Consider the following 18,326-nt stretch of genomic DNA (forward strand, 5'->3'; position numbering starts at 1 on the left):
GACATGCCATGGCATATGTCGGCTCACCCGGCAGGCGCGAGGTCAGCCGGCGGGTGCGCCGGTGCGCGCCACGAGCGCCGTCGCGATCGCCATCAGCCCCTCGTCCCGGCCCGGGAAGCCGAGCCCGTCGGTCGTCGCGCCCGACACCGACACCGGGGCGCCCGCCGCCGCGGAGAGGATCTTCTGGGCCTCGTCGCGCCGCTTGCCGATCTTGGGGCGGGGGCCGACGACCTGGACGGCGATGTTGCCGATCACGAAGCCGGCCTCCCGGACCACGCGGGCCGCCTCGGTGAGCAGGGTGACGCCCGAGGCGCCGGACCACTCGGGGCGCCCGGTGCCGAAGTGCTGCCCCAGGTCGCCGAGGCCGGCGGCGGAGAAGAGGGCGTTGCAGGCGGCGTGCGCGACGACGTCCGCGTCGGAGTGCCCGGCCAGTCCGGGGCCCTCGCCCTCCCACTTCAGGCCCGCGCACCACAGTGCGCGGCCCTCCTCGAAGGCGTGGATGTCGGTGCCGATGCCGACCTGCGGGAGCACCGGCGCGGCGGGGGGCGTCTCAGAAGCCATCGTTGAGCCTCCTGCGGGCCAGGACCGCCTCCGCGAGGACCAGGTCCAGGGGGCGGGTCACCTTGAACGCCTCCTCGTGACCGGGGACGACGACGACCGTCAGCCCCAGCTGCTCGACCATGCTCGCGTCGTCGGTGACGTCGTCCGTGACCGACCCGTGGGCGCGGACCAGCGTCTCGCGGTCGAAGCCCTGCGGGGTCTGCACGGCACGCAGGCGGGCACGCTCGGGGGTGGCGACGACCGGCTCGGGGTCCCCGGCGGTACGGGCCGGCTCGACCTCCTTGACGGTGTCCGCCAGCGGAAGCGCGGGGACGACGGCCGGGGCTCCGTCCCGTACCGCCTCGATCACGGCGTCCACCGTGTCGACGGGGACGAGGGGCCGGGCGGCGTCGTGCACGAGGACGATGTCGTGGCCGGGCGGCAGCGCCTCCAGCCCGAGCCGCACGGACTCCTGCCGGGTGTCGCCGCCGGGGACGACCAGGAAGTCGGTGCGGTCGGGCAGCGCGTGCGCGTCGAGCAGCGACTTCACCTCGGCGGTGCCGTCCGGCGGGGCCACGACGACGACCAGCGAGACGGCGCGGGAGGCGGCCATGGCGCGCACCGCGTGGATCAGCATCGGTGTGCCGCCCAGCGTGCGGAGCGCCTTGGGGGCGCCCGGACCGAGGCGGACACCCCGGCCGGCGGCCGGAATCACCGCGGCCGTGCGTGCGGGCGCGGGGGTGGGGCGGGAATCGTCAGACATCGGTTCCTGTCAGGTTTGTGTTCCGGCCTGGCGTGGGTATGGCCTGGGAAGTGCCGGGCGCGACGCCTTGACCTGACCCTTCCGTGACGATCAGGTCGGGGTGACAGCCCGGGCCCGGCGCACCAGGTATCGAAGCATCGGTCGGCGTTTCCAGGGGCGGAAAACGACCGACCGCCCCCCGGGTGGGGGCAGGGCGTACGGCGGTGTCCGAGCGCGAACATGCCGCAGCGCCCGGCGACGGGTCATACGTCATCGGGCACCGCGGCATATCAGTGTTCTTCAGCGTGCCGAGGCCGGTCCGCAGACGGGCATCGGGAACTCGAGAACGTTGTCGAACCCGAGCGGGCTCAGGACGCGAGGACCTCGTCGAGCAGGGCTTCGGCCTTGTCCTCGTTGGTGTTCTCCGCGAGAGCGAGCTCGCTCACCAGGATCTGGCGGGCCTTGGCGAGCATGCGCTTCTCACCGGCGGAGAGTCCGCGCTCGCGCTCACGACGCCACAGGTCACGCACTACTTCCGCGACCTTGATGACATCGCCGGAGGCGAGCTTCTCCAGATTTGCCTTGTAGCGACGCGACCAGTTCGTGGGCTCCTCGGCGTACGGCGCGCGCAGCACCTCGAAGACCCGGTCCAGCCCGTCCTGACCGACCACATCACGTACGCCGACGAACTCCGCATTGTCCGCTGGCACACGTACCGTCAGGTCGCCCTGGGCGACCTTCAGCACCAAGTAGGTCTTGTCCACGCCTTTGATCTGGCGAGTTTCGATGGCCTCGATCAGCGCGGCCCCGTGATGGGGATAGACCACGGTGTCGCCAACCTTGAACGTCATGTGACAGGTACCCCTTCCGTGGCTATCCAGGGTAACACGGAAACTGCGGGTTCTGAATGGCGTTTTCGCAGGTCAGGGCATATCTCGGGGCTTGACAACAGCGACAGGAACGTGCTGCGGAGGGTCTGCGGAAGCAGGTATTCGCAGGTCGGAGCGGCTCTCCGAGGGGGGAGAAACGCGCACGTTACACGCATCCGGAGCGCCGCCCGGACGGCCGAACGTCCACAAATGTCCGCTTCCTGGAGTGCGACTTCCGCTACTCCGTTCGGTTCACGTGGCCGGATACGGGCCGTTTCCGGAATTGATCATCGCGCCTTCGGTCCGGCCCGTGATCAATTCCGGGGACCGCCTCGCATTCCTTCACCGAAAATCCCCGGTCGGACGACTGCCGCGGTTATGTGAATGGCGGGCGAGCAGGAAGAAGACGCCCGATGTCAATGTGGCCCATGGTGGCTCACGCGTCCGGAGCGGGCCACCGGGGACGGTCGGGAGAGCGGGTGCCGCGGACCGCCCGGAGCGTCCGTAGGGGCACGGGATCGCCTCAGAGGCGGGTCGGGTGCGGCGGCCCGGGAGCGGCTCGGTAACCTGAGGCCTGCTGACAGACCCTTAGGACGGCTTTGTTCAAAGGAAAAGCCGCCCGCGTGTACAAGGAGTTGCCGCCGCCGTGAGCAGCAGCCTTCGACGCGGCGTCCTCGCCGCTTCCGCCATCGCGTTCTCGATCGCCTCGCTCGCCGCCTGCGGCGCCGGAAACGACGCCCAGACCCTGGAGATCAAGCCGGACAACGCCGCCGTCCACGTCGGCGACATCAGGCTCCAGAACGTCGTCGTCATCACCCAGCCCGAGCCCGACTCGACCGGCCCCGCCGTCATCGCGGCGACGGTCTTCAACGGCGGCGACAAGGCGCAGACGCTCCAGTCCATCGCCCTCGACGGCGGCGGGTCCGCCGAGCTCAAGCCCGCCAAGGGCAAGGGCGACGTGACCGTGCCCGCCCACGGCTCGCTGGTCATCGGCGGCAAGGACAACGCCTCCGCCGTCTTCAAGGACAGCCACGAGTCCCTCGAGGACGGCGACGCCCAGAAGGTCACCTTCACCTTCAGCGAGACCGGCGCGGTCAGCCTGCGCGCCTTCGTCGTGCCGGCCGGCAGCTACTTCTCCTCGTGGGGGCCGAGCGCGATCCCGAGCGCCGCGCAGTCACCCTCCGGGAGCGCGTCGCCGTCGGGTTCCGCTTCGCCGTCGGGCTCGCAGAGCGGGACCCCCGCGTCCGGCTCCGCGTCCCCGTCCGGCTCGGCCTCCGCGTCGGAGTCGGCCGCCGGCCAGTGACCCCGCCACGGGCGGATCCGGCCCGGCGGGCACGGACCGGCCACCGGCACTGACGAAGGGCGGCACCCCGCACGGGGTGCCGCCCTTCGTGTTGCCCGACGGCCCGACGGCCCGACGGCCTACGGCTCGAACTTGTAGCCGAGGCCGCGGACCGTGACCAGGTACCTGGGGGCTCCCGGGTCCGGCTCGATCTTGGCGCGCAGCCGCTTGACGTGCACGTCGAGCGTCTTGGTGTCGCCCACGTAGTCGGCGCCCCAGACCCGGTCGATGAGCTGCATACGGGTCAGGACCCGCCCGGCGTTGCGCAGCAGCATCTCCAGAAGGTCGAACTCCTTGAGCGGGAGGTCGACCTTGGAGCCGGACACCGTCACGACGTGCCGGTCGACGTCCATCCGGACCGGACCGGCCTCCAGGGCCGCCGGGGTCACCTCCTCCGGCTCGCCCCGGCGGCGCAGGACGGCCCGGATACGGGCGACCAGCTCGCGCGAGGAGAACGGCTTGGTGACGTAGTCGTCGGCTCCTATCTCCAGGCCGACGACCTTGTCGATCTCGCTGTCCTTCGCGGTCACCATGATCACGGGGACGTTGGAGCGGCCGCGCAGCTGACGGCACACCTCCGTACCGGGCAGCCCCGGCAGCATCAGGTCGAGGAGCACGAGGTCGGCGCCGTTGCGCTCGAACTCGTCGAGTCCGTCGGGCCCTGTGGTCGCGACGGCGACCTCGAAGCCCTCCTTGCGGAGCATGTACGACAGGGCGTCGGAGAAGGACTCCTCGTCCTCGACGACGAGCACTCGGGTCACGGAAGGACCTCCGGGGCGGAAAGCGTCCGGTACGCGGACGAATCGGGGGATGAGGCGCGGGGGGATGTCTGGGTGGAGCGGTGAGGGGAGGAGTGGCCGGAGCCGGAGGAGGAGTGGGGAGAGGACGAGTGGCCGGAGGAGGAGTGGCCGGCCCCGTCGAGGTCGTCCAGGTCGTCGACGTCGTCGTCGATGTCGTCGTCGATGTCGTCGGCCTCGTCCGGACCGGGGAGCCGCTGCGCGCGGTCACGGGCCGCGCCCGCCTCCGGCAGCCGCAGGGTGAACGTGGAGCCCTGGTTCTCGGCGCTCCACACCGTGACCTCGCCGCCGTGCGAGGCGGCCACGTGCTTCACGATCGCCAGCCCCAGACCCGTACCGCCCGTCTGGCGCGAGCGGGCCGGGTCGACCCGGTAGAAGCGCTCGAAGATGCGCTCCTTGTCCTTGTCGGAGATGCCGATGCCCTGGTCGGTCACGGCGATCTCGATCAGGTCCCCGCCCGGTGCGTTCACCCGGCGGGCGGCTATGCCGACGCGGGTCCGGGCGGGCGAGTAGTTCACGGCGTTCTCGACGAGGTTGCCCAGGGCGGCGGCCAGCTGCCCCCGGTTGCCCCAGACCCGCAGGTCAGCGGTGCCTCCGGCGGCCATGGTGATCTGCTTGGTCCCGGCCTGGTGACGGCACCGGTCGACGGCCTCGGCGACCAGTTCGTCGATGCCGACCGGCTCGGCGTCCTCGAGGGGATCGTCGTTCTGGACCCTCGACAGGTCGATGAGCTCCTGGACCAGGCTGGTCAGCCGGGTGGCCTCGATCTGCATACGGCCGGCGAACCGCTCCACCGCCTCCGGGTCCTCCGAGGCGTCCATGACGGCCTCGGAGAGCAGGGAGAGCGCCCCGACCGGCGTCTTCAGCTCATGGCTGACGTTCGCCACGAAGTCCCGCCTGACCGCTTCGATCCGACGGGCCTCGGTGAGGTCCTCGACGAGCAGGAGGACCAGCCGGGAGCCCAGCGGGGCCACTCTGGCGGACACGGCGAGAGCCTCGCCGCGCCCGGTCCCGCGCCGGGGAAGGTCCAGCTCGACCTGGCGTATCTCCCCGTCGCGCCTGGTGTCCCGGGCCATCTTCAGCATGGGCTCGACGCTGAGCCGGCCGCCCCGCACCAGCCCGAGGGCATAGGCGGCGGAGCTGGCCTTGACGACGGCGTCGGCCTCGTCGAGCACGACGGCGGAGGAGCGGAGCACGGACAGCACGGTGTCCACACCCGGCGGAAGCACCGGGTCCGTGTGCAGCGAGGTGCGCGTGGGGCGCTTCTGTTCGCGCTCGCTCCAGCGGAACGCCAGCACGGCGATGACACCGGTGAGGACCCCGGCGATCGCTGCTGCTGCGGCGACCGCCGCGTTCACGTCCATGCCACCAGGTTAGGCACGCGATCGGTCCTGGCCACAGCTGTCGAGGTGCGACCTCGAACACTCGTCGCCCAGAGTTCACCTTGGAGCCAGTGGTGGTTCATTTGAGGTGACGGAAACCGACGCGTACGGGGCGGACCGTGGCACCGTGGGGTTCGCAGCACCGGTTCCACGGCCGGTCGGCGCCGGTGCCACAGCCGGTTCCGGCCCGGTTCGCGGCCGGTTCTGGCCCCCGGAACCGAACCCGAACCCCAAGCACGACGTACGAGAGGGAACCCTGATGCGGGACGCGTACCACGAGGAACTGGACTCGATCGGCGACAGCCTGGTGGAGATGGCCCGGCTGGTCGGGTCGGCGATCGGACGCGCCACGACCGCCATTCTCGACGCCGACCTGAAGCTCGCCGAGAGCGTCATCGAGGCCGACAAGAGGGTCGACGAGCTCCAGCACGACCTGGAGGCACGGGCGATAGCGCTGCTGGCCCGGCAGCAGCCGGTCGCCACCGACCTGCGGATCGTCGTCACCTCCCTGCGGATGTCCGCCGACCTGGAGCGCTCCGGCGACCTCGCCCAGCACGTGGCGAAGCTGGCCCGGCTGCGCTTCCCGAACCGCGCGGTGCCGCAGGACCTGCACGCCACGATCCTGGAGATGGGTCAGCTCGCGCAGCGCCTGATGGCGAAGGCGGCGGAGGTCGTCGTCACCAAGGACGTCGATCTGGCCCTCCAGCTGGAGTCGGACGACGACGCCATGGACCTCCTGCACCGCACCCTCTTCCAGCACCTGCTGGACGACCGCTGGAAGCACGGCATCGAGACGGCCGTCGACGTGACGCTGCTGGGCCGCTACTACGAGCGGTTCGCCGACCACGCGGTGGCCGTCGCCAAGCGCGTGGTGTTCCTGGTGACGGGCGAGCACGCCGACGAGATCCAGCCCGACATCCAGCCGGACATCCAGCCGGCGCCGGCCGCGGGAGCCGAGGGGGCCTGACCCCGGCGTCCGGGCGCCGGCCGCGGTGGACGAACGGCCGACGCCCGGACGGCCGGATCCCGGACGAGGGCCGTGGCGGACGAACGACCGGATCCCGGACGAGGGCCTCGGCGGCCGGGTGCGCGTGCGGGCTCTCTCGGGAGTGCGGCCGGTCCGCCGGAGTGCGGCCGTTCCTGACGGGGCGCGCCCGTCCGCGCTCGGCGGCGCGCGCAGACCGCCGTGCGCCGTTGAGCCGTTGATGCGCCCAGCGGAACGGGCATGCAATGGACACAGGGCCTACGACAGGCCCTATGTCTCCGGGAGGAACCCATGGCCGAGTCCCCCACCACTCCCACGCCCGACCCCGCGCAGGAACGCCCGACCGAACAGCCCGCCGAGATCCGGAACCTGATGCTCATCGGCGCGTGCGGCTGCGGTTCGGGGTGCGGCTGCGGCTGCCAGTCCGGCAACCCGTGCCAGTGCGGCTGAGGACGCCCGGCGAACGGACGTGACGAGGGGCTCCGGAGCCGGCGTCGGCTCCGGAGCCCCTCGTCACGTCCCACCGGTCGCCGCGGAGGGGGTGCGAGCGCAGCATGGAGGTGAAGGGGCGGCACGGCACGAGACCGGAAGGGGGTGGACCGTCATGGCCCGCTTCATGGACGTCCACCACAACATGCAGGGCATCACCGCCGACCAACTCCTCGAGGCCCACCAGGCGGACCTGTCGATCGAGGGCGAGGAGGGCGTGCACTTCGAACGGGCCTGGGCGGACCCGGAGTCGGGGACCGTCTACTGCCTCTCCGAGGCGCCGTCGGCGGATGCCGTACAGCGCGTCCACGAGCGCACCGGTCACATGGCGGACGAGATCCACCCGGTGCCGTTGACGGTCTGACGGCTGACGATCTGACGGCGGTGCGTGTCAGGAGGGCTCGACGGCCGACACGGCGGTGGCGGTCACCTTGTTGTCGCACTCGGCGAACTGCCCGTCGTCCAGGGCGACCTGGTGCTTGCCCGACCCGGGCAGACCCACGACCAGGGTGGGATACACCACGGGGTCCGCACCGGAGGCGCAGTACCCGTCGCCCTCCCCCTGCACCTGCACGAAGGTCAGCTTCACCCAGGCCCTGCCCTTGGGGGCGAGCGTCACGGCCGACGCGGATCCCTTGGGCGTGACGGCCAGCGGGGAATTGTGCCCGGGAGACCCGTTGCCGGCTCCCGCGACGGACGGGTGACCCTTGAGCCGGCAGGACTTGGCCGAGGTATTGGTGAACTCGACGACCGCGGCCCCGGTCCCCGTTCCGCTCGGCCGGTGGGCGGCCTGGTGGGCGGTGACCTCGAGACCGCCCGCCTTGCAGGTAGGCGTGGCCGCGGCGGCCTCGGTGACGTCCGCGCCGACGTCACCGGCCGGCGACGAGGCGGAGCCCGCGGGCTCGGCGGAGGGCGAGGTGGTCACGCCGCTCGCGGAGGGGGCGCTCGCGGAGGGCGCGCTCGCGGAGGGCGGGTCGACGTGCCCGGGACTCACGGAGGCGCTGGAGGAACCGCCCGACTGGCACCCCGTCAAGGCAAGGGCGGCCGCGGAGGCCATGACGACCGCCGCCACGGAACCCCGGACACCGAACCGCTTCCCGCTCCCGTTCACCCGCACGTCCCTGTCTCCGTTCCCGCTCATGTCGCTCTTCGCGTGCCGCATGCTGCCCCCGAACCGAACCGCCGGGGGCGTGACCCCACGGCACCGACTTCCGACAACCCGGACGACAGCCCGGATGACAACCCAGACAGAACGGACCGACGTACAGGTTCTCCCGAGCGCCGACCTGTTACCCATCGGTGACGATAACGGGCCATACCGCCCAGGCCCCGTCATTCGGCCGAGCGGCGGAGCGTGACCCGTGCCGTGGCTGTGGCTGTGGCTGTGGTCTGCCCGGCTCGCCGACCGGACGCCGTGCGGTGACCATGGATCACGGGACGGCAGGGCCAGGCACCGCAGCACCTGGAGGCATCCGTGGCGCACACCACAACGACCGACGTGCTGATCGCGGGCGCCGGCCCGGTCGGACTGAGCGCCGCCGCCGAGCTGCGCCGGCACGGGGTGAAATGCCGGCTCGTCGACCGGCTGCCGGCCCGGCTCCCGTACGCGAAGGCGGTCGGCATCCAGCCGCGCACCCTGGAGATCTGGGACCGGATGGGCCTGGCCCGCACGATGCTGGAGGCCGCCGCGGTGCTGCGCGGTCAGCTGGTCTACGTCAACGGCCGGGAGCGGGCGCGGCTCGACCTCACGCTGCCGCCCGAGGTGCCGTACGGATTCGCCGCGCTGCCGCAGTACGACACCGAGCGCCTTCTGGAGGAGTACGTCGCCGGCCTCGGCACACGGGTCGAACGCGGTACCGAACTGCTGTCGTTCACCCAGGACGACGGCGGGGTCACCGCGCGCCTGCGCACCGCGTCGGGCACGGACGAGGAGGTGCGGGCGGGGTACCTCATCGGCTGCGACGGCGCGCACAGCACCGTGCGCAAGGGGCTGGGCCTCACGTTCGAGGGGGCCGCCTTCGACGAGGAGTACATGCTCGGCGATGTCGAAGCCGACTGGGCGCTGCCGCACGGCTACGGCATCCGCTCCGTCCACCACGGCGCCGACGGCACGCCGGACGACGTACTGGTCTGCGTGCCCCTGCCCGGCACCGGCCGCTACCGCATGTCGATGCTCGTCCCGCCGGAACTCTCGACGCGGACGGGCGGCGGTGGAACACCGTCGACGACGGCCGCCCGTGGCGACGGCGACGGCGTAGCCCACGGCTTGACCACAGATGAGGGCCGAGCCCCGGATCTGCACCACCTCCAGGCCGTGGTCGACCGGCTGGCCCCGGTCCCCGCGGTCCTCTCCCGGCTGCGCTGGTCCTCCGTCTTCCGGATCAGCCACCGCATCGTGGATCGCTATGCCGACGGGCGCGTCTTCGTCGCGGGCGATGCCGCCCACATCCATCCGCCCACCGGCGCCCAGGGCATGAACACCGGCATCCAGGACGCCTGCAACCTGGCCTGGAAGCTGGCCCTCGTCATCCGGGGAGAGGCCGGACCGGCCCTCCTGACCACGTACGACGCCGAACGCCGTCCGGTCGGCGAGGAGGTCGTCGGCCGTACGGTCCGCCACGCCACCCGGGGCATCGAGGCCGACCCCGACGACCCGCGCACCGTGCTCCTCCGCGAGGCGCAACTGCTCGTCGGCTACCGGGACGGCCCGCTCGCCCCTGCCGCGGACGTGCCGCCCGGCGCGCCGCACCCCGGCGACCGCGCCCCCGACTGCGGTGGCCTGACCGCCCCCGCGTCCGCGTACGCCTGGCGCCTGCTCGACGTGCTGCGCGGACGCGTCGGCCACGTGATCGTGCTGTACGCGGCCGACCCCGCCCACCTGACGGCGGCCGCCGAGACCGTGCGCGGCCTGTGGGAAGCGGACGGGACGGCCAGGCCCTCACTCGAGGTCATCGCCGTACTCGCCCGCGAGACCGCACCGGCGCCCGCCGCCCCCGACGCCCTGCCCGTCGCCGCGTACCGCGACGCGGCCGGCGAGTTCGCCCGCCTCTACCGCCCCGACGGCCCGACGGCCTTCATCCTCCGCCCGGACGGCCACCTGGCCACCCGCTTCCCCCTGACAGAACCCACCACACCCCCCGCCCTCCACACCTGGCTGACGACCCTGTCGACCTCACCGGCACGCCCCTGACGGCCCAAACGCCGCGACATCACCGCCGAGGGCTCGTACGCTCCGAACCGGAGGAGAGCCGGGGGGGGCCATGGCAGACGCGTACTTCTTGCTGGTGTGCGACGACGTGCCTCATGACGTTGTCCTCACCGATCCTGGCGTCCGCGTGATGGCCGTCGTCCAGGTCGTCCGCCGGCTGACGGGACTGAGCCTGTGGCGCAGCAAGCTTCTGGCCACGCAGGTCCCCGCCGTCGTTCTCACCTGCGTGTCCGAGCGGGATGCGGCGGCGGCCGTCGCGGCCCTCCGCGAAGCGGGGGCCGCGGCAGAGGCGAAGGAGCAGCCCCAACCGGACTTTCCGAAGCTCTGAGTGCGAAGCTCCGGGCCGTAGATCCTCAGGGGTGTGATGCGTTCTGCAACCGTTCTACCTGCCGTCCGAGTCCGGTCACGACTTCCTCGAATGCGAGATCGTCATCGTGACGGAGTCCCTCGGCCCCACCAAAAAGCCCCCGGCCAGCGAAAGACTCGCAGGTCGGGGGCTTACGGGCGTCGTGTTACTTCTTCTTGCCCTGGGTCTTGCCGGGGATCTTGGTGACCTGCGTTTCCGCTGCTCAGGGATGGTGGGCTCGTGCGCCTAGTAGTCGTCGTTGGTCGTTGTTGGCCACTGTCGAGCATCCTTGGACGGCCCAGGGACGGCCCAGCTTCGCCCCACTCGAATGACGGCCGGCACACTCGATACACCCCGTCTGAACCTCAGCCGACGACGGTCAGCCACGACGGCGGGTGCGCCGACAGATCACGCACGCGTGTGCCTCGCTGTACCCCCACGAGCCTCAGCCACGCTGTCGCTGCCGTCGGCCAAAGCAAGCCGTGACGGCCGGCCCGTGACGACACGGCCCTCGGCCTGTCGCGGCCAAGGGGCTCGCATACCTTCACGGCATGGACTTCAACATCACAGCGGGGGAGGAAGTCGTCGTGTTCCGCGTGGCGAGCCTCGTCCAGGATGGCCTTTCCCCCACGGATGACGACTTGGCGAAGGAACTGGGTGATGAGGTTCGCCCAGTGCTGCAAGCGCTCCTGGGCAAGGGTTGGCTTGTGGTTGACGAGGATCGCGAGCTGGCCTTGTCCACGATCGCACGGCACGTCGTGTCCAGCCGCAGGGATGCCGAGGGGCCGCCAGCCTAGCAAGAGAGCTTGCCATCGCCCTGGTTCGTTCGCCACAGCGCGGACTACTCGTAGATGGTCGCAGCCTGCAGAGCTCGTGCGAAGAAGGTCCAGACGCCACTGACCGGCAGCTCGCGGCTGGCATTGCCGTACCAGCCATCGGCGTCATCGACCCCTGCCGCCAAAGCCTCCAAGAAGCTCGGGAGGTCCGCGTTCTCCCATGAGCTTCCGTCCTCGGCGTGGCTGCGTTCAACGAGCGAACAAAGACGGCCAGGGCCTCTCTGCTGTCGACGTGCTCAGGAAGCTTGGTGAGCACCGCCTTGTTACGAGTTGGTGCGTGATAGCGGGTGAGGTGTCGCGCCTGGCTGGTGGCATGATCCGACTGTGGCGATCATGGTCAATCGGGCGGTGCTGGCGCATCGGCTGTTCACGGGAGTCTCTCGGCGTCATATAGCCGCCTGGTTGAGGAGTTGGCGACTCCGTGGCAGGCCGGCCTCGAGGACCGCCGTCATGCTGCACGCGGTGGAGTCCGGAAGCGGGCCACGGGTGCCGGCGCCCGCCATCGGCTGGTGTTCGTCGACCGGTTGATGGCCACACTGATCCATCTGCGGCACGACCTGCCGCACTCGGTGCTGGGCCTCCTGTTCGGCGTCGACCGCTCCACCATCACCCGCGCGATCGGAGAGATACGTCGACTCCTGGCTGAGCGGGGATGCGCGGTCCCCGACCGCCCTGGCCTGCGTCTGCGGACGCTGCTGGATGTGTTCGCCTACGCTCAGGCCGAGGGGTTCGAGTTGCGCCTGGACGCCACCGAGATCCAGGTCCGCCGGCCACCGGCCGGACGTGGTGGCCGGCGCGCGTTCGTCTCCGGCAAGAAGAAGCAGAACACGATGAAGGCCACCGTGATCGCGGACTGGCGTGGCCGCACGTTATGGACCGATGCCCTGCGACCTGGACGTATGCACGACGCTACGGCCGCCCGCAACGAGGGCATCGCCGTCTGCTTCCAGCACTTCCCCGACGTCGAGGTCCTCCTGGACGACGGTTACCTCGGCCTGAGCCGCGACCACCGCGGGCAGGCCATCACACCACCCAGAAAACCCCGGCCCGGAGCACTGCCCGACCGAGTCGAACAGTGGGAACGCGACCGCCACGGGCACTCCTCCGACCGCATCACCGTCGAACACGCCCTCGCCGACCACAAACGCTGGAGGCAACTGACTCGCTGGACCCACCGCCGTGACCGTCTGCCCGACACCTACCGCGCCATCGCCGGCCTCGTCTCCGACCGCACCAGCATCACCTGAACACAGTCCACGACCAGGCCAAACACGCCTCACCCGCTATCACGCACCAACTCGTAAGGGCGGATGTGGTCGGCGACATGTCCGCCCAGGTGACTACGGCCCTAGCGGCAGCCCAGGCGAACGGCGCATCTCGACTGCTGCGAGCCGTCGTTGACCGTGGTTGACCGCACGATGTGGCGCGGCTGTGGCACGAGGACGGCTCCGCCCGAAGCTACTCTGGAGAAACCCGTCCGGACCATGCCCTCCGGCTCTCCGGGATGGAATGATGACCTGCGCCATGGTCTACCGAATTAGAGAGAGCGCGACATGACCCTGCAAGGCGAGATTGAGGCTGGCCGCTCCACAGTTAAGGCAGACGCCTACGCCATGTCTATCGGTGAAATCGTGAACCTTTACCGAGACCGTGAATTGGTAATCCGTCCGGAATTTCAACGCCTCTTCCGGTGGAGCATTTCGAAGAAATCACGACTGATCGAGAGCATTCTCCTAGGAATCCCTCTTCCCTCGATTTTTGTGATGCAGAGGCACGATGGGGTGTGGGAAGTAATCGATGGCCTTCAGAGGTTGTCAACCATTCTTGAATTTATGGGAGAACTGCGAGATGAAGAGAAGGGGGACATTATGCCCGCAAGTGAGCTTCACGGTACGCGCTACCTCCCTTCCTTGAATGGCTTGACCTTCGAAGGTACGGATGAAGACTCCAGCCTGACTCCTGGCCAGCGAGTGTCTTTCAAGAGGAGCAAGCTCGACTTCAAAATTCTCCTGCCAGAGAGTGATGAAAAAGCGAAGTATGAACTCTTTGATCGCCTGAACTCTGGCGGCGAGGCGCCCTCAGCTCAAGAGGTCAGGAATTGCCAGCTCATCATGAAGAACCGCAGCTTCTTCCTCTGGCTAGACGAGCTGCGGAAGGACTCAAACTTCAATGCATGCGCACTAATCTCCAGCCGCGCGGCCGATGAGCAATACGATCTGGAACTTGTCTGCCGCTTCCTGAGTCTCATCTCAAGCACCCTTCAAGAGCTCAAAGACATGGAGAGCGTCGATCTATTCCTGACGGAGAAAATGCTTAGCCTGGCGGGCGAAGCAAGTTTCGACCAAGCCAGCTGGGGCAAGGTCTTCCGCGATACATTTTCCCTCCTCGCCACGTCATTGGAATCAGAGTCATTCCGGCGTTACGACAGCACGAAGGAAAAATTCCTCGGCGGATTCTCCGTATCGGCGTTTGAAGCCGTCACGGTCGGTGTCGCAACCAACCTGCAAGCATGGCAGCGGCTAGAGGATGATCCTCGGGCGGCATCAGTCCGCGAGCGCGTGGAGGCGATGTGGTCAGAAGACTTCTTCCGATCGCAGGCTCGGGGTGGCGTACGCGGAACCACACGCATCCCCGCAACCATTCCCGCCGCTAAGGATTTCTTCCGCCCCTAAGGCAGACCAGATGAAGATCCGCACGACGGAGCGCCTTTACGACTACATTTCAGCCGACCTCGGCTGGCGAAAAAAGGAGCTTAGCGTATTCAAAGGACAAGTCGAGAGAGCAGAGTTCAGAGTTCAACCAGCACTCTTGCGGGCATCCATCGCACTCCTCTACGCACACTGGGAAGGATTCGTCAAGAATTCCGCCCACGCCTACCTCTGCTACCTTGCCTCACTTAAGTTGAACTACCTTCAGCTCCGACCTGAGCTGGCAGCGCTCGCCATGAGGGCGCGGCTTGAAGAATTCGAGACAACAAACAAAGCCGAAATACACGCAGCCCTCATTCGAGATGTTCGCGAGGACGCTTCATCCCGGGCCAGAATTCCTACCAATCGCGACGCAGTGAGAACTTTCTCAAACCTCAACTATGATCGACTGTGCGACATTCTTTGTTCCGTCGGCTGTGACTTTTCTCGCTACTCACCTTATGAAGACCTGATCGACGAACAGCTACTAGCGGCACGTAACAGGATCGCTCATGGCGAGGAAGATTACATCAGGCTTACCGATTGGGATGACGTACGAGTAGAAATCATTAAGATGATGGACGACATCTCGAACCAGATCCTAAATTCAGCAACGCAAAAAAGCTACCTCGTCGAGCAATAGCCCGACCGCCCCAGCCGCAGAGGGTGTCTCCCACTTCATGCCCGCTGCCGCTAGCGCGCCGCCTGGCGCGGCCAGCCGAGGCGGAGACAGGAGGCAGGCCGCGCCGCAGAGGCGGCGCGCTCCCGCGCCGTGCGCGGGCCTTGAACCAGTAGAGAAAGTTGTAACTCAGTCGGTCGTGCGGCGTTGTCCAACCAGTAGAGAAAGTTGTAACTCAGTCGGTCGTGCGGCGTTGTCCGGTCCCGGGAGATGCTTGACGCTGCAGCGTCCCTGAGGCGTGGCACCGCTTGCCTGGGCTTTGCTGTGCCCGACTGGTGGTCGACTCAGGAAGGCTCGGGTGGCTCTGCGGATAACCAGTTAGCCAGGCGTGCGCGGGCCTCCTGCGCAATGGCCGGCCATGGGTCATCGACCAACTGAGCCACCGTCGACCGCGACGAGCGCGGGTGCCCTGCGACGAGCCTGCGCACCGAGTCATGCGGATCGGTGACCAGTTGTTCCAGTAGCTCCGGTGGGCAGTTGCGCTTGCTGGCCACCCGGTCTCGGACTCGCCAGTCGGGATCTTTGATCAGCTCGGCCAGGATCTGAGGCGGCACCGTTCTGTTGTGGGCAGCCCAGATGCGCATGTTGGGATGGTTACGTACCAGGTCCCACCAGACTGCCAGCGGCAGTGGCGCCCACGCCGAGCGGTTGTACTCCGTCGGATCCTCGCTCGCCCGCAGCCGAATGAACTCCTCAACGGAGCTGATTTCAGGGAAACGGTCCACCATGGAGGCCAGTAAGCCACGGTGGAGACACCCGGCGCGAAGCATTACCTGATGCTTGATCATCAAGCACTAGCCTCACCCCGGGCCTCGCCTTATGGTGCCGGGCTTGAAGTCGTGCCCACAGCATGGGAGTTCCGGGTTCTGTCGATGCGCCATCGGCAGGAAACGCGCTGGTCGAACCGTCCACGTGATGCGTGTGCGGCCGCATCCTCCACCGCCTCGACTCGACCGACCTCCCGGCCGGCCAACTCCTCGTCCGCTGCGGCACCCCCCACGACCAAGAGGACGAAGCGCTCGGCACCCCGCTCAACCCGGACACCTACGACTACGAGGCCGCCGTCCTCTGGAACGCGCATGCCGGGCCCCTCTGGCGACGCTTCTCCATCTACCTGCGCCGAGAGGTCAGCAAGCGTGCGGGCCTGTCACAGCGGGAGCTCCGCGACCATGCACGCGTCTCGTTCGCCAAGGTCGCCGAATACCAGAAGCGCGGTGCGGTCCACTTTCACGCCGTCATCCGCATCGACGGCCCAACCGGCGGGGACACCCCGCCCCCGGCCTGGGCAACCGCCGAGCTGCTGACCGACGCCATCGGCGCTGCCGCGTCCAAGGTCCAGATCGACGGCTCGACCATCGACGGCCGCGCCCACACTTTCGTCTTCGGCCGCCAACTCGACGTCCGCACCATTCGATCCGCCGACTTCGACGACGGCCAAGAGCTCACCGAACGCGCTGTCGCCGCCTACATCGCCAAGTACGCCACCAAGGGCGCAGAGACGGCCACCGGAGCTCTCGACCGGCCGCTGAAGTTCGTCGCCGAACTCGCTCAGCTCGACATCAGCGACCACGCCTGCCGCCTGATCCGAACCGCCTGGGCTCTCAGCGCACGCAAGGACCTCGAACACCTCCGCCTGCGTGCCTGGGCCCACATGCTCGGCTTCCGCGGCCACTTCTCCACCAAGTCCCGCCGCTACTCCACCACCCTCGGTGCCCTCCGCGACGCTCGCGCCGAATGGCGACGCGCCCAAGCCGCAGCGAACGCACCCGCCCCCGAGACGACGTACGTGCTCGCGCACTGGGTCTTCGCCGGAACCGGCCTCTCCGACGCTGAAGCCTGGCTGGCCGCGTCCATCGAACCCGCCCCCGGAACCGAAGGAGAACCCACCCCTGGCTAGCCGACGCCTCGCCCTGGCCGACGTGCCCACCGAACCGCGCACCCTGCCCTCGCGGTACCTGACGCCTGACGACCTGGTGGAGATGTTCGAGTTGCCCAGTGTCGAGACGGTCTACCAGTGGCGACGTAAGCGCACCGGGCCCCGTGGGTTCCGTGTCGGCCGGCACCTCCGCTTCGACCCGGCCGACGTGCGCGCCTGGGTGGACTCCCGGCGTGAGGGAGCGGCTGCCTGATGGCCGGACACATCCAAGACCGCTGGTACAAGAACGAGGTTGGGCCTGACGGTAAGGCCCGCAGAGTGAAGAGCGAGCGCAATGGCTCGGGCGCGCGCTACCGCGCTCGGTACGTCGGCCCGGACGGTACGGAGAAGTCCAAGAGCTTCCCCGACAGACAGAAGCGGCTTGCTGACCAGTGGCTCGCCCACACCGAGGCCGACATGGCACGCGGACAGTACATCGACCCGCGTGCCGCTCGGATCACCTTCCAGCAGTACACCGAGGCGTGGGTATCCACTCAGGGGGCCGATCCGAACACCCAGGCCTCGATGGAGTCACAGCTTCGGCTGCATGCCTTCCCGTACCTGGGATCGCGACCGCTCGGCTCCTTCCAGCCTGCGCACATCCGGGACTGGGTGCGGCAGCTTAGCGAGAACGGCATCCGGGGCTCATACGCCCGCACCATCTACTCCAACGTGCGTGCCGCCCTCAGTGCGGCCGTGGATGACGGGCACCTTCCCCGGAATCCGTGTGCGGCTCGATCGGTCCGGCCGCCGACCGTCGATGACAGGCGCGTCGCTCCCTGGACACCGGAACGGGTCTTCGTCGTCCGGGCCGGCATGCCCGAGCGGTTCCGGGCCATGGTCGACCTGGGTGGCGGCTGCGGCCTGCGGCAGGGCGAGATCCTCGGTGTGGCCGTCGACGCGATCGACTTCGAGTCGGACACGCTCCACGTGGTCCAGCAACTCAAGCTGAGCCGAAGCAAGGCCGTCTTCGCCCCGCCCAAGGGTGGCAAGCTCCGGGATGTGCCGCTTCCTGGGCCGGTCGCTGATGCCCTGCGCGCCCATATGAAGCGGTTCCCGCCGGTCGACATCACCTTGCCGTGGAAGGTGGCGGGCGGGCCTCTGATCACCAAGCGGCTGATCTTCACCGGGCCGCGCGGTGGTCACGTCTGGCGGACGTCGCTCAACGAGGAGGCGTGGAAGCGGGCGCTGGCTTCGGCTGGGGTGATCCCCGAGCGGAAGCCTGGCGAGTCGTACACCGAGTCCCGCGAGAACGGCATGCACGCGCTCCGACACTTCTACGCCTCAGTGCTCTTGGACGCCGGGGAGAACATCAAGGCTCTCGCCGAGTACCTCGGCCACGCGGACCCGGGCCTGACGCTCCGCGTGTATGCGCACCTCATGCCGTCGAGCCAAGAGCGGACCCGCAAGGCTGTGGCTGCCGTCTTTGGTGATTTGCGAGCGTAGCTTTCACAAAGCTAGCCACGCAAACCATGAAAGCAGATTCGCATTACGCGATTCACATTACGT

At 68.7% G+C, this 18,326-nt stretch carries 18 protein-coding genes and 3 pseudogenes; 13 read left to right on the plus strand and 8 right to left on the minus strand.

Features of this window, described 5'->3' with window-relative positions; genetic code table 11:
• Positions 1-42: 42 nt before the first annotated feature.
• The 3 genes from ispF to Saso_RS17095 all read right to left on the minus strand — a co-directional run bounded on the left by ispF (position 43) and on the right by Saso_RS17095 (position 2,133).
• Positions 43-561, minus strand: a complete 519-nt coding sequence (gene ispF / locus Saso_RS17085) for a 2-C-methyl-D-erythritol 2,4-cyclodiphosphate synthase (protein ID WP_189921207.1) — start codon at positions 559-561, stop codon at positions 43-45.
• The gene (gene ispD / locus Saso_RS17090) at positions 551-1,303 is read right to left on the minus strand and encodes a 2-C-methyl-D-erythritol 4-phosphate cytidylyltransferase (protein ID WP_189921209.1); all 753 of its coding nucleotides are present in this window, start codon (positions 1,301-1,303) and stop codon (positions 551-553) included. The genes ispF and ispD overlap by 11 nt, the downstream gene beginning before the upstream one ends.
• Positions 1,304-1,650: 347 nt before the next feature.
• Positions 1,651-2,133 carry a CarD family transcriptional regulator gene (locus Saso_RS17095; protein WP_003953493.1) on the minus strand — a complete coding sequence of 161 codons (483 nt, stop codon included), beginning with the start codon at positions 2,131-2,133 and terminating at the stop codon, positions 1,651-1,653.
• A 664-nt stretch (positions 2,134-2,797) separates the two neighbouring features.
• On the opposite strand from Saso_RS17095, the gene Saso_RS17100 reads away from it, so the two are divergent.
• A complete protein-coding gene (locus tag Saso_RS17100) occupies positions 2,798-3,454 on the plus strand; it encodes a copper chaperone PCu(A)C (RefSeq protein WP_189921211.1) in 657 nt (218 codons plus the stop codon).
• Between the two features lie 119 nt (positions 3,455-3,573).
• On the opposite strand, the gene Saso_RS17105 is transcribed toward Saso_RS17100, so the two are convergent.
• A complete protein-coding gene (locus Saso_RS17105) occupies positions 3,574-4,254 on the minus strand; it encodes a response regulator transcription factor (RefSeq protein WP_015659563.1) in 681 nt (226 codons plus the stop codon).
• Positions 4,251-5,654, minus strand: coding sequence for a sensor histidine kinase (locus Saso_RS17110; RefSeq protein WP_189921213.1), 1,404 nt, complete (start codon positions 5,652-5,654; stop codon positions 4,251-4,253). Before Saso_RS17110 ends, Saso_RS17105 begins: the two co-directional genes overlap by 4 nt.
• A 277-nt stretch (positions 5,655-5,931) precedes the next feature.
• On the opposite strand from Saso_RS17110, the gene phoU reads away from it, so the two are divergent.
• From phoU to Saso_RS17125, 3 genes are all read left to right on the plus strand, one after another.
• Positions 5,932-6,639 carry a phosphate signaling complex protein PhoU gene (phoU, locus tag Saso_RS17115; protein ID WP_189921215.1) on the plus strand — a complete coding sequence of 236 codons (708 nt, stop codon included), beginning with the start codon at positions 5,932-5,934 and terminating at the stop codon, positions 6,637-6,639.
• A 309-nt stretch (positions 6,640-6,948) separates the two neighbouring features.
• On the plus strand, positions 6,949-7,107 hold the full coding sequence (locus Saso_RS17120) for a hypothetical protein (RefSeq protein ID WP_189921217.1): 159 nt from the start codon (positions 6,949-6,951) through the stop codon (positions 7,105-7,107).
• Positions 7,108-7,261: 154 nt separating this feature from the next.
• A complete protein-coding gene (locus Saso_RS17125) occupies positions 7,262-7,510 on the plus strand; it encodes an SCO4226 family nickel-binding protein (protein WP_189921219.1) in 249 nt (82 codons plus the stop codon).
• A gap of 27 nt (positions 7,511-7,537) precedes the next feature.
• Here Saso_RS17125 and Saso_RS17130 read toward each other — a convergent pair whose 3' ends face one another.
• The gene (locus tag Saso_RS17130) at positions 7,538-8,287 is read right to left on the minus strand and encodes a DUF4232 domain-containing protein (protein WP_372442449.1); all 750 of its coding nucleotides are present in this window, start codon (positions 8,285-8,287) and stop codon (positions 7,538-7,540) included.
• Between the two features lie 333 nt (positions 8,288-8,620).
• Here Saso_RS17130 and Saso_RS17135 point away from each other — a divergent pair, with 333 nt between their 5' ends.
• The 3 genes from Saso_RS17135 to Saso_RS17145 all read left to right on the plus strand — a co-directional run bounded on the left by Saso_RS17135 (position 8,621) and on the right by Saso_RS17145 (position 11,497).
• The gene (locus tag Saso_RS17135) at positions 8,621-10,336 is read left to right on the plus strand and encodes an FAD-dependent monooxygenase (protein ID WP_189921221.1); all 1,716 of its coding nucleotides are present in this window, start codon (positions 8,621-8,623) and stop codon (positions 10,334-10,336) included.
• Between the two features lie 70 nt (positions 10,337-10,406).
• Positions 10,407-10,682, plus strand: a complete 276-nt coding sequence (locus Saso_RS17140) for a ribosomal protein L7/L12 (RefSeq protein WP_189921223.1) — start codon at positions 10,407-10,409, stop codon at positions 10,680-10,682.
• A gap of 569 nt (positions 10,683-11,251) precedes the next feature.
• On the plus strand, positions 11,252-11,497 hold the full coding sequence (locus Saso_RS17145) for a hypothetical protein (RefSeq protein WP_189921225.1): 246 nt from the start codon (positions 11,252-11,254) through the stop codon (positions 11,495-11,497).
• 44 nt (positions 11,498-11,541) lie between these two features.
• Here Saso_RS17145 and Saso_RS39245 read toward each other — a convergent pair.
• Positions 11,542-11,712, minus strand: a pseudogene (locus Saso_RS39245) (DUF7660 family protein); the annotation flags it as partial.
• Positions 11,713-11,869: 157 nt separating this feature from the next.
• Between Saso_RS39245 and Saso_RS17150 the strand changes: the two are divergent.
• The 3 genes and pseudogenes from Saso_RS17150 (at position 11,870) to Saso_RS17160 (ending at position 14,866) form a co-directional block, all read left to right on the plus strand.
• Positions 11,870-12,783: pseudogene (locus Saso_RS17150) on the plus strand (transposase).
• 306 nt (positions 12,784-13,089) lie between these two features.
• A complete protein-coding gene (locus tag Saso_RS17155) occupies positions 13,090-14,208 on the plus strand; it encodes a DUF262 domain-containing protein (RefSeq protein ID WP_189921229.1) in 1,119 nt (372 codons plus the stop codon).
• 10 nt (positions 14,209-14,218) lie between these two features.
• Entirely contained in the window at positions 14,219-14,866 is a 648-nt protein-coding gene (locus Saso_RS17160) for an MAE_28990/MAE_18760 family HEPN-like nuclease (RefSeq protein WP_189921231.1), read from the plus strand.
• A gap of 320 nt (positions 14,867-15,186) precedes the next feature.
• Here the strand turns inward: Saso_RS17160 and Saso_RS17165 are convergent, their stop codons facing one another.
• Entirely contained in the window at positions 15,187-15,690 is a 504-nt protein-coding gene (locus Saso_RS17165) for a hypothetical protein (RefSeq protein WP_203833532.1), read from the minus strand.
• A 191-nt stretch (positions 15,691-15,881) separates the two neighbouring features.
• On the opposite strand from Saso_RS17165, the pseudogene Saso_RS17170 reads away from it, so the two are divergent.
• The 3 genes and pseudogenes from Saso_RS17170 to Saso_RS17180 all read left to right on the plus strand — a co-directional run.
• Positions 15,882-16,799, plus strand: a pseudogene (locus tag Saso_RS17170) (replication initiator); the annotation flags it as partial.
• Positions 16,792-17,031 (plus strand): helix-turn-helix transcriptional regulator, encoded by a 240-nt coding sequence (locus Saso_RS17175; protein ID WP_189921461.1) that lies wholly within the window; start codon positions 16,792-16,794, stop codon positions 17,029-17,031. The pseudogene Saso_RS17170 and the gene Saso_RS17175, both read left to right, overlap by 8 nt.
• On the plus strand, positions 17,031-18,263 hold the full coding sequence (locus Saso_RS17180) for a tyrosine-type recombinase/integrase (protein WP_189921236.1): 1,233 nt from the start codon (positions 17,031-17,033) through the stop codon (positions 18,261-18,263). Before Saso_RS17175 ends, Saso_RS17180 begins: the two co-directional genes overlap by 1 nt.
• The last annotated feature ends 63 nt before the right edge of the window (positions 18,264-18,326 follow it).

It is taken from the genome of Streptomyces asoensis (assembly GCF_016860545.1).
Classification (GTDB): domain Bacteria; phylum Actinomycetota; class Actinomycetes; order Streptomycetales; family Streptomycetaceae; genus Streptomyces; species Streptomyces asoensis.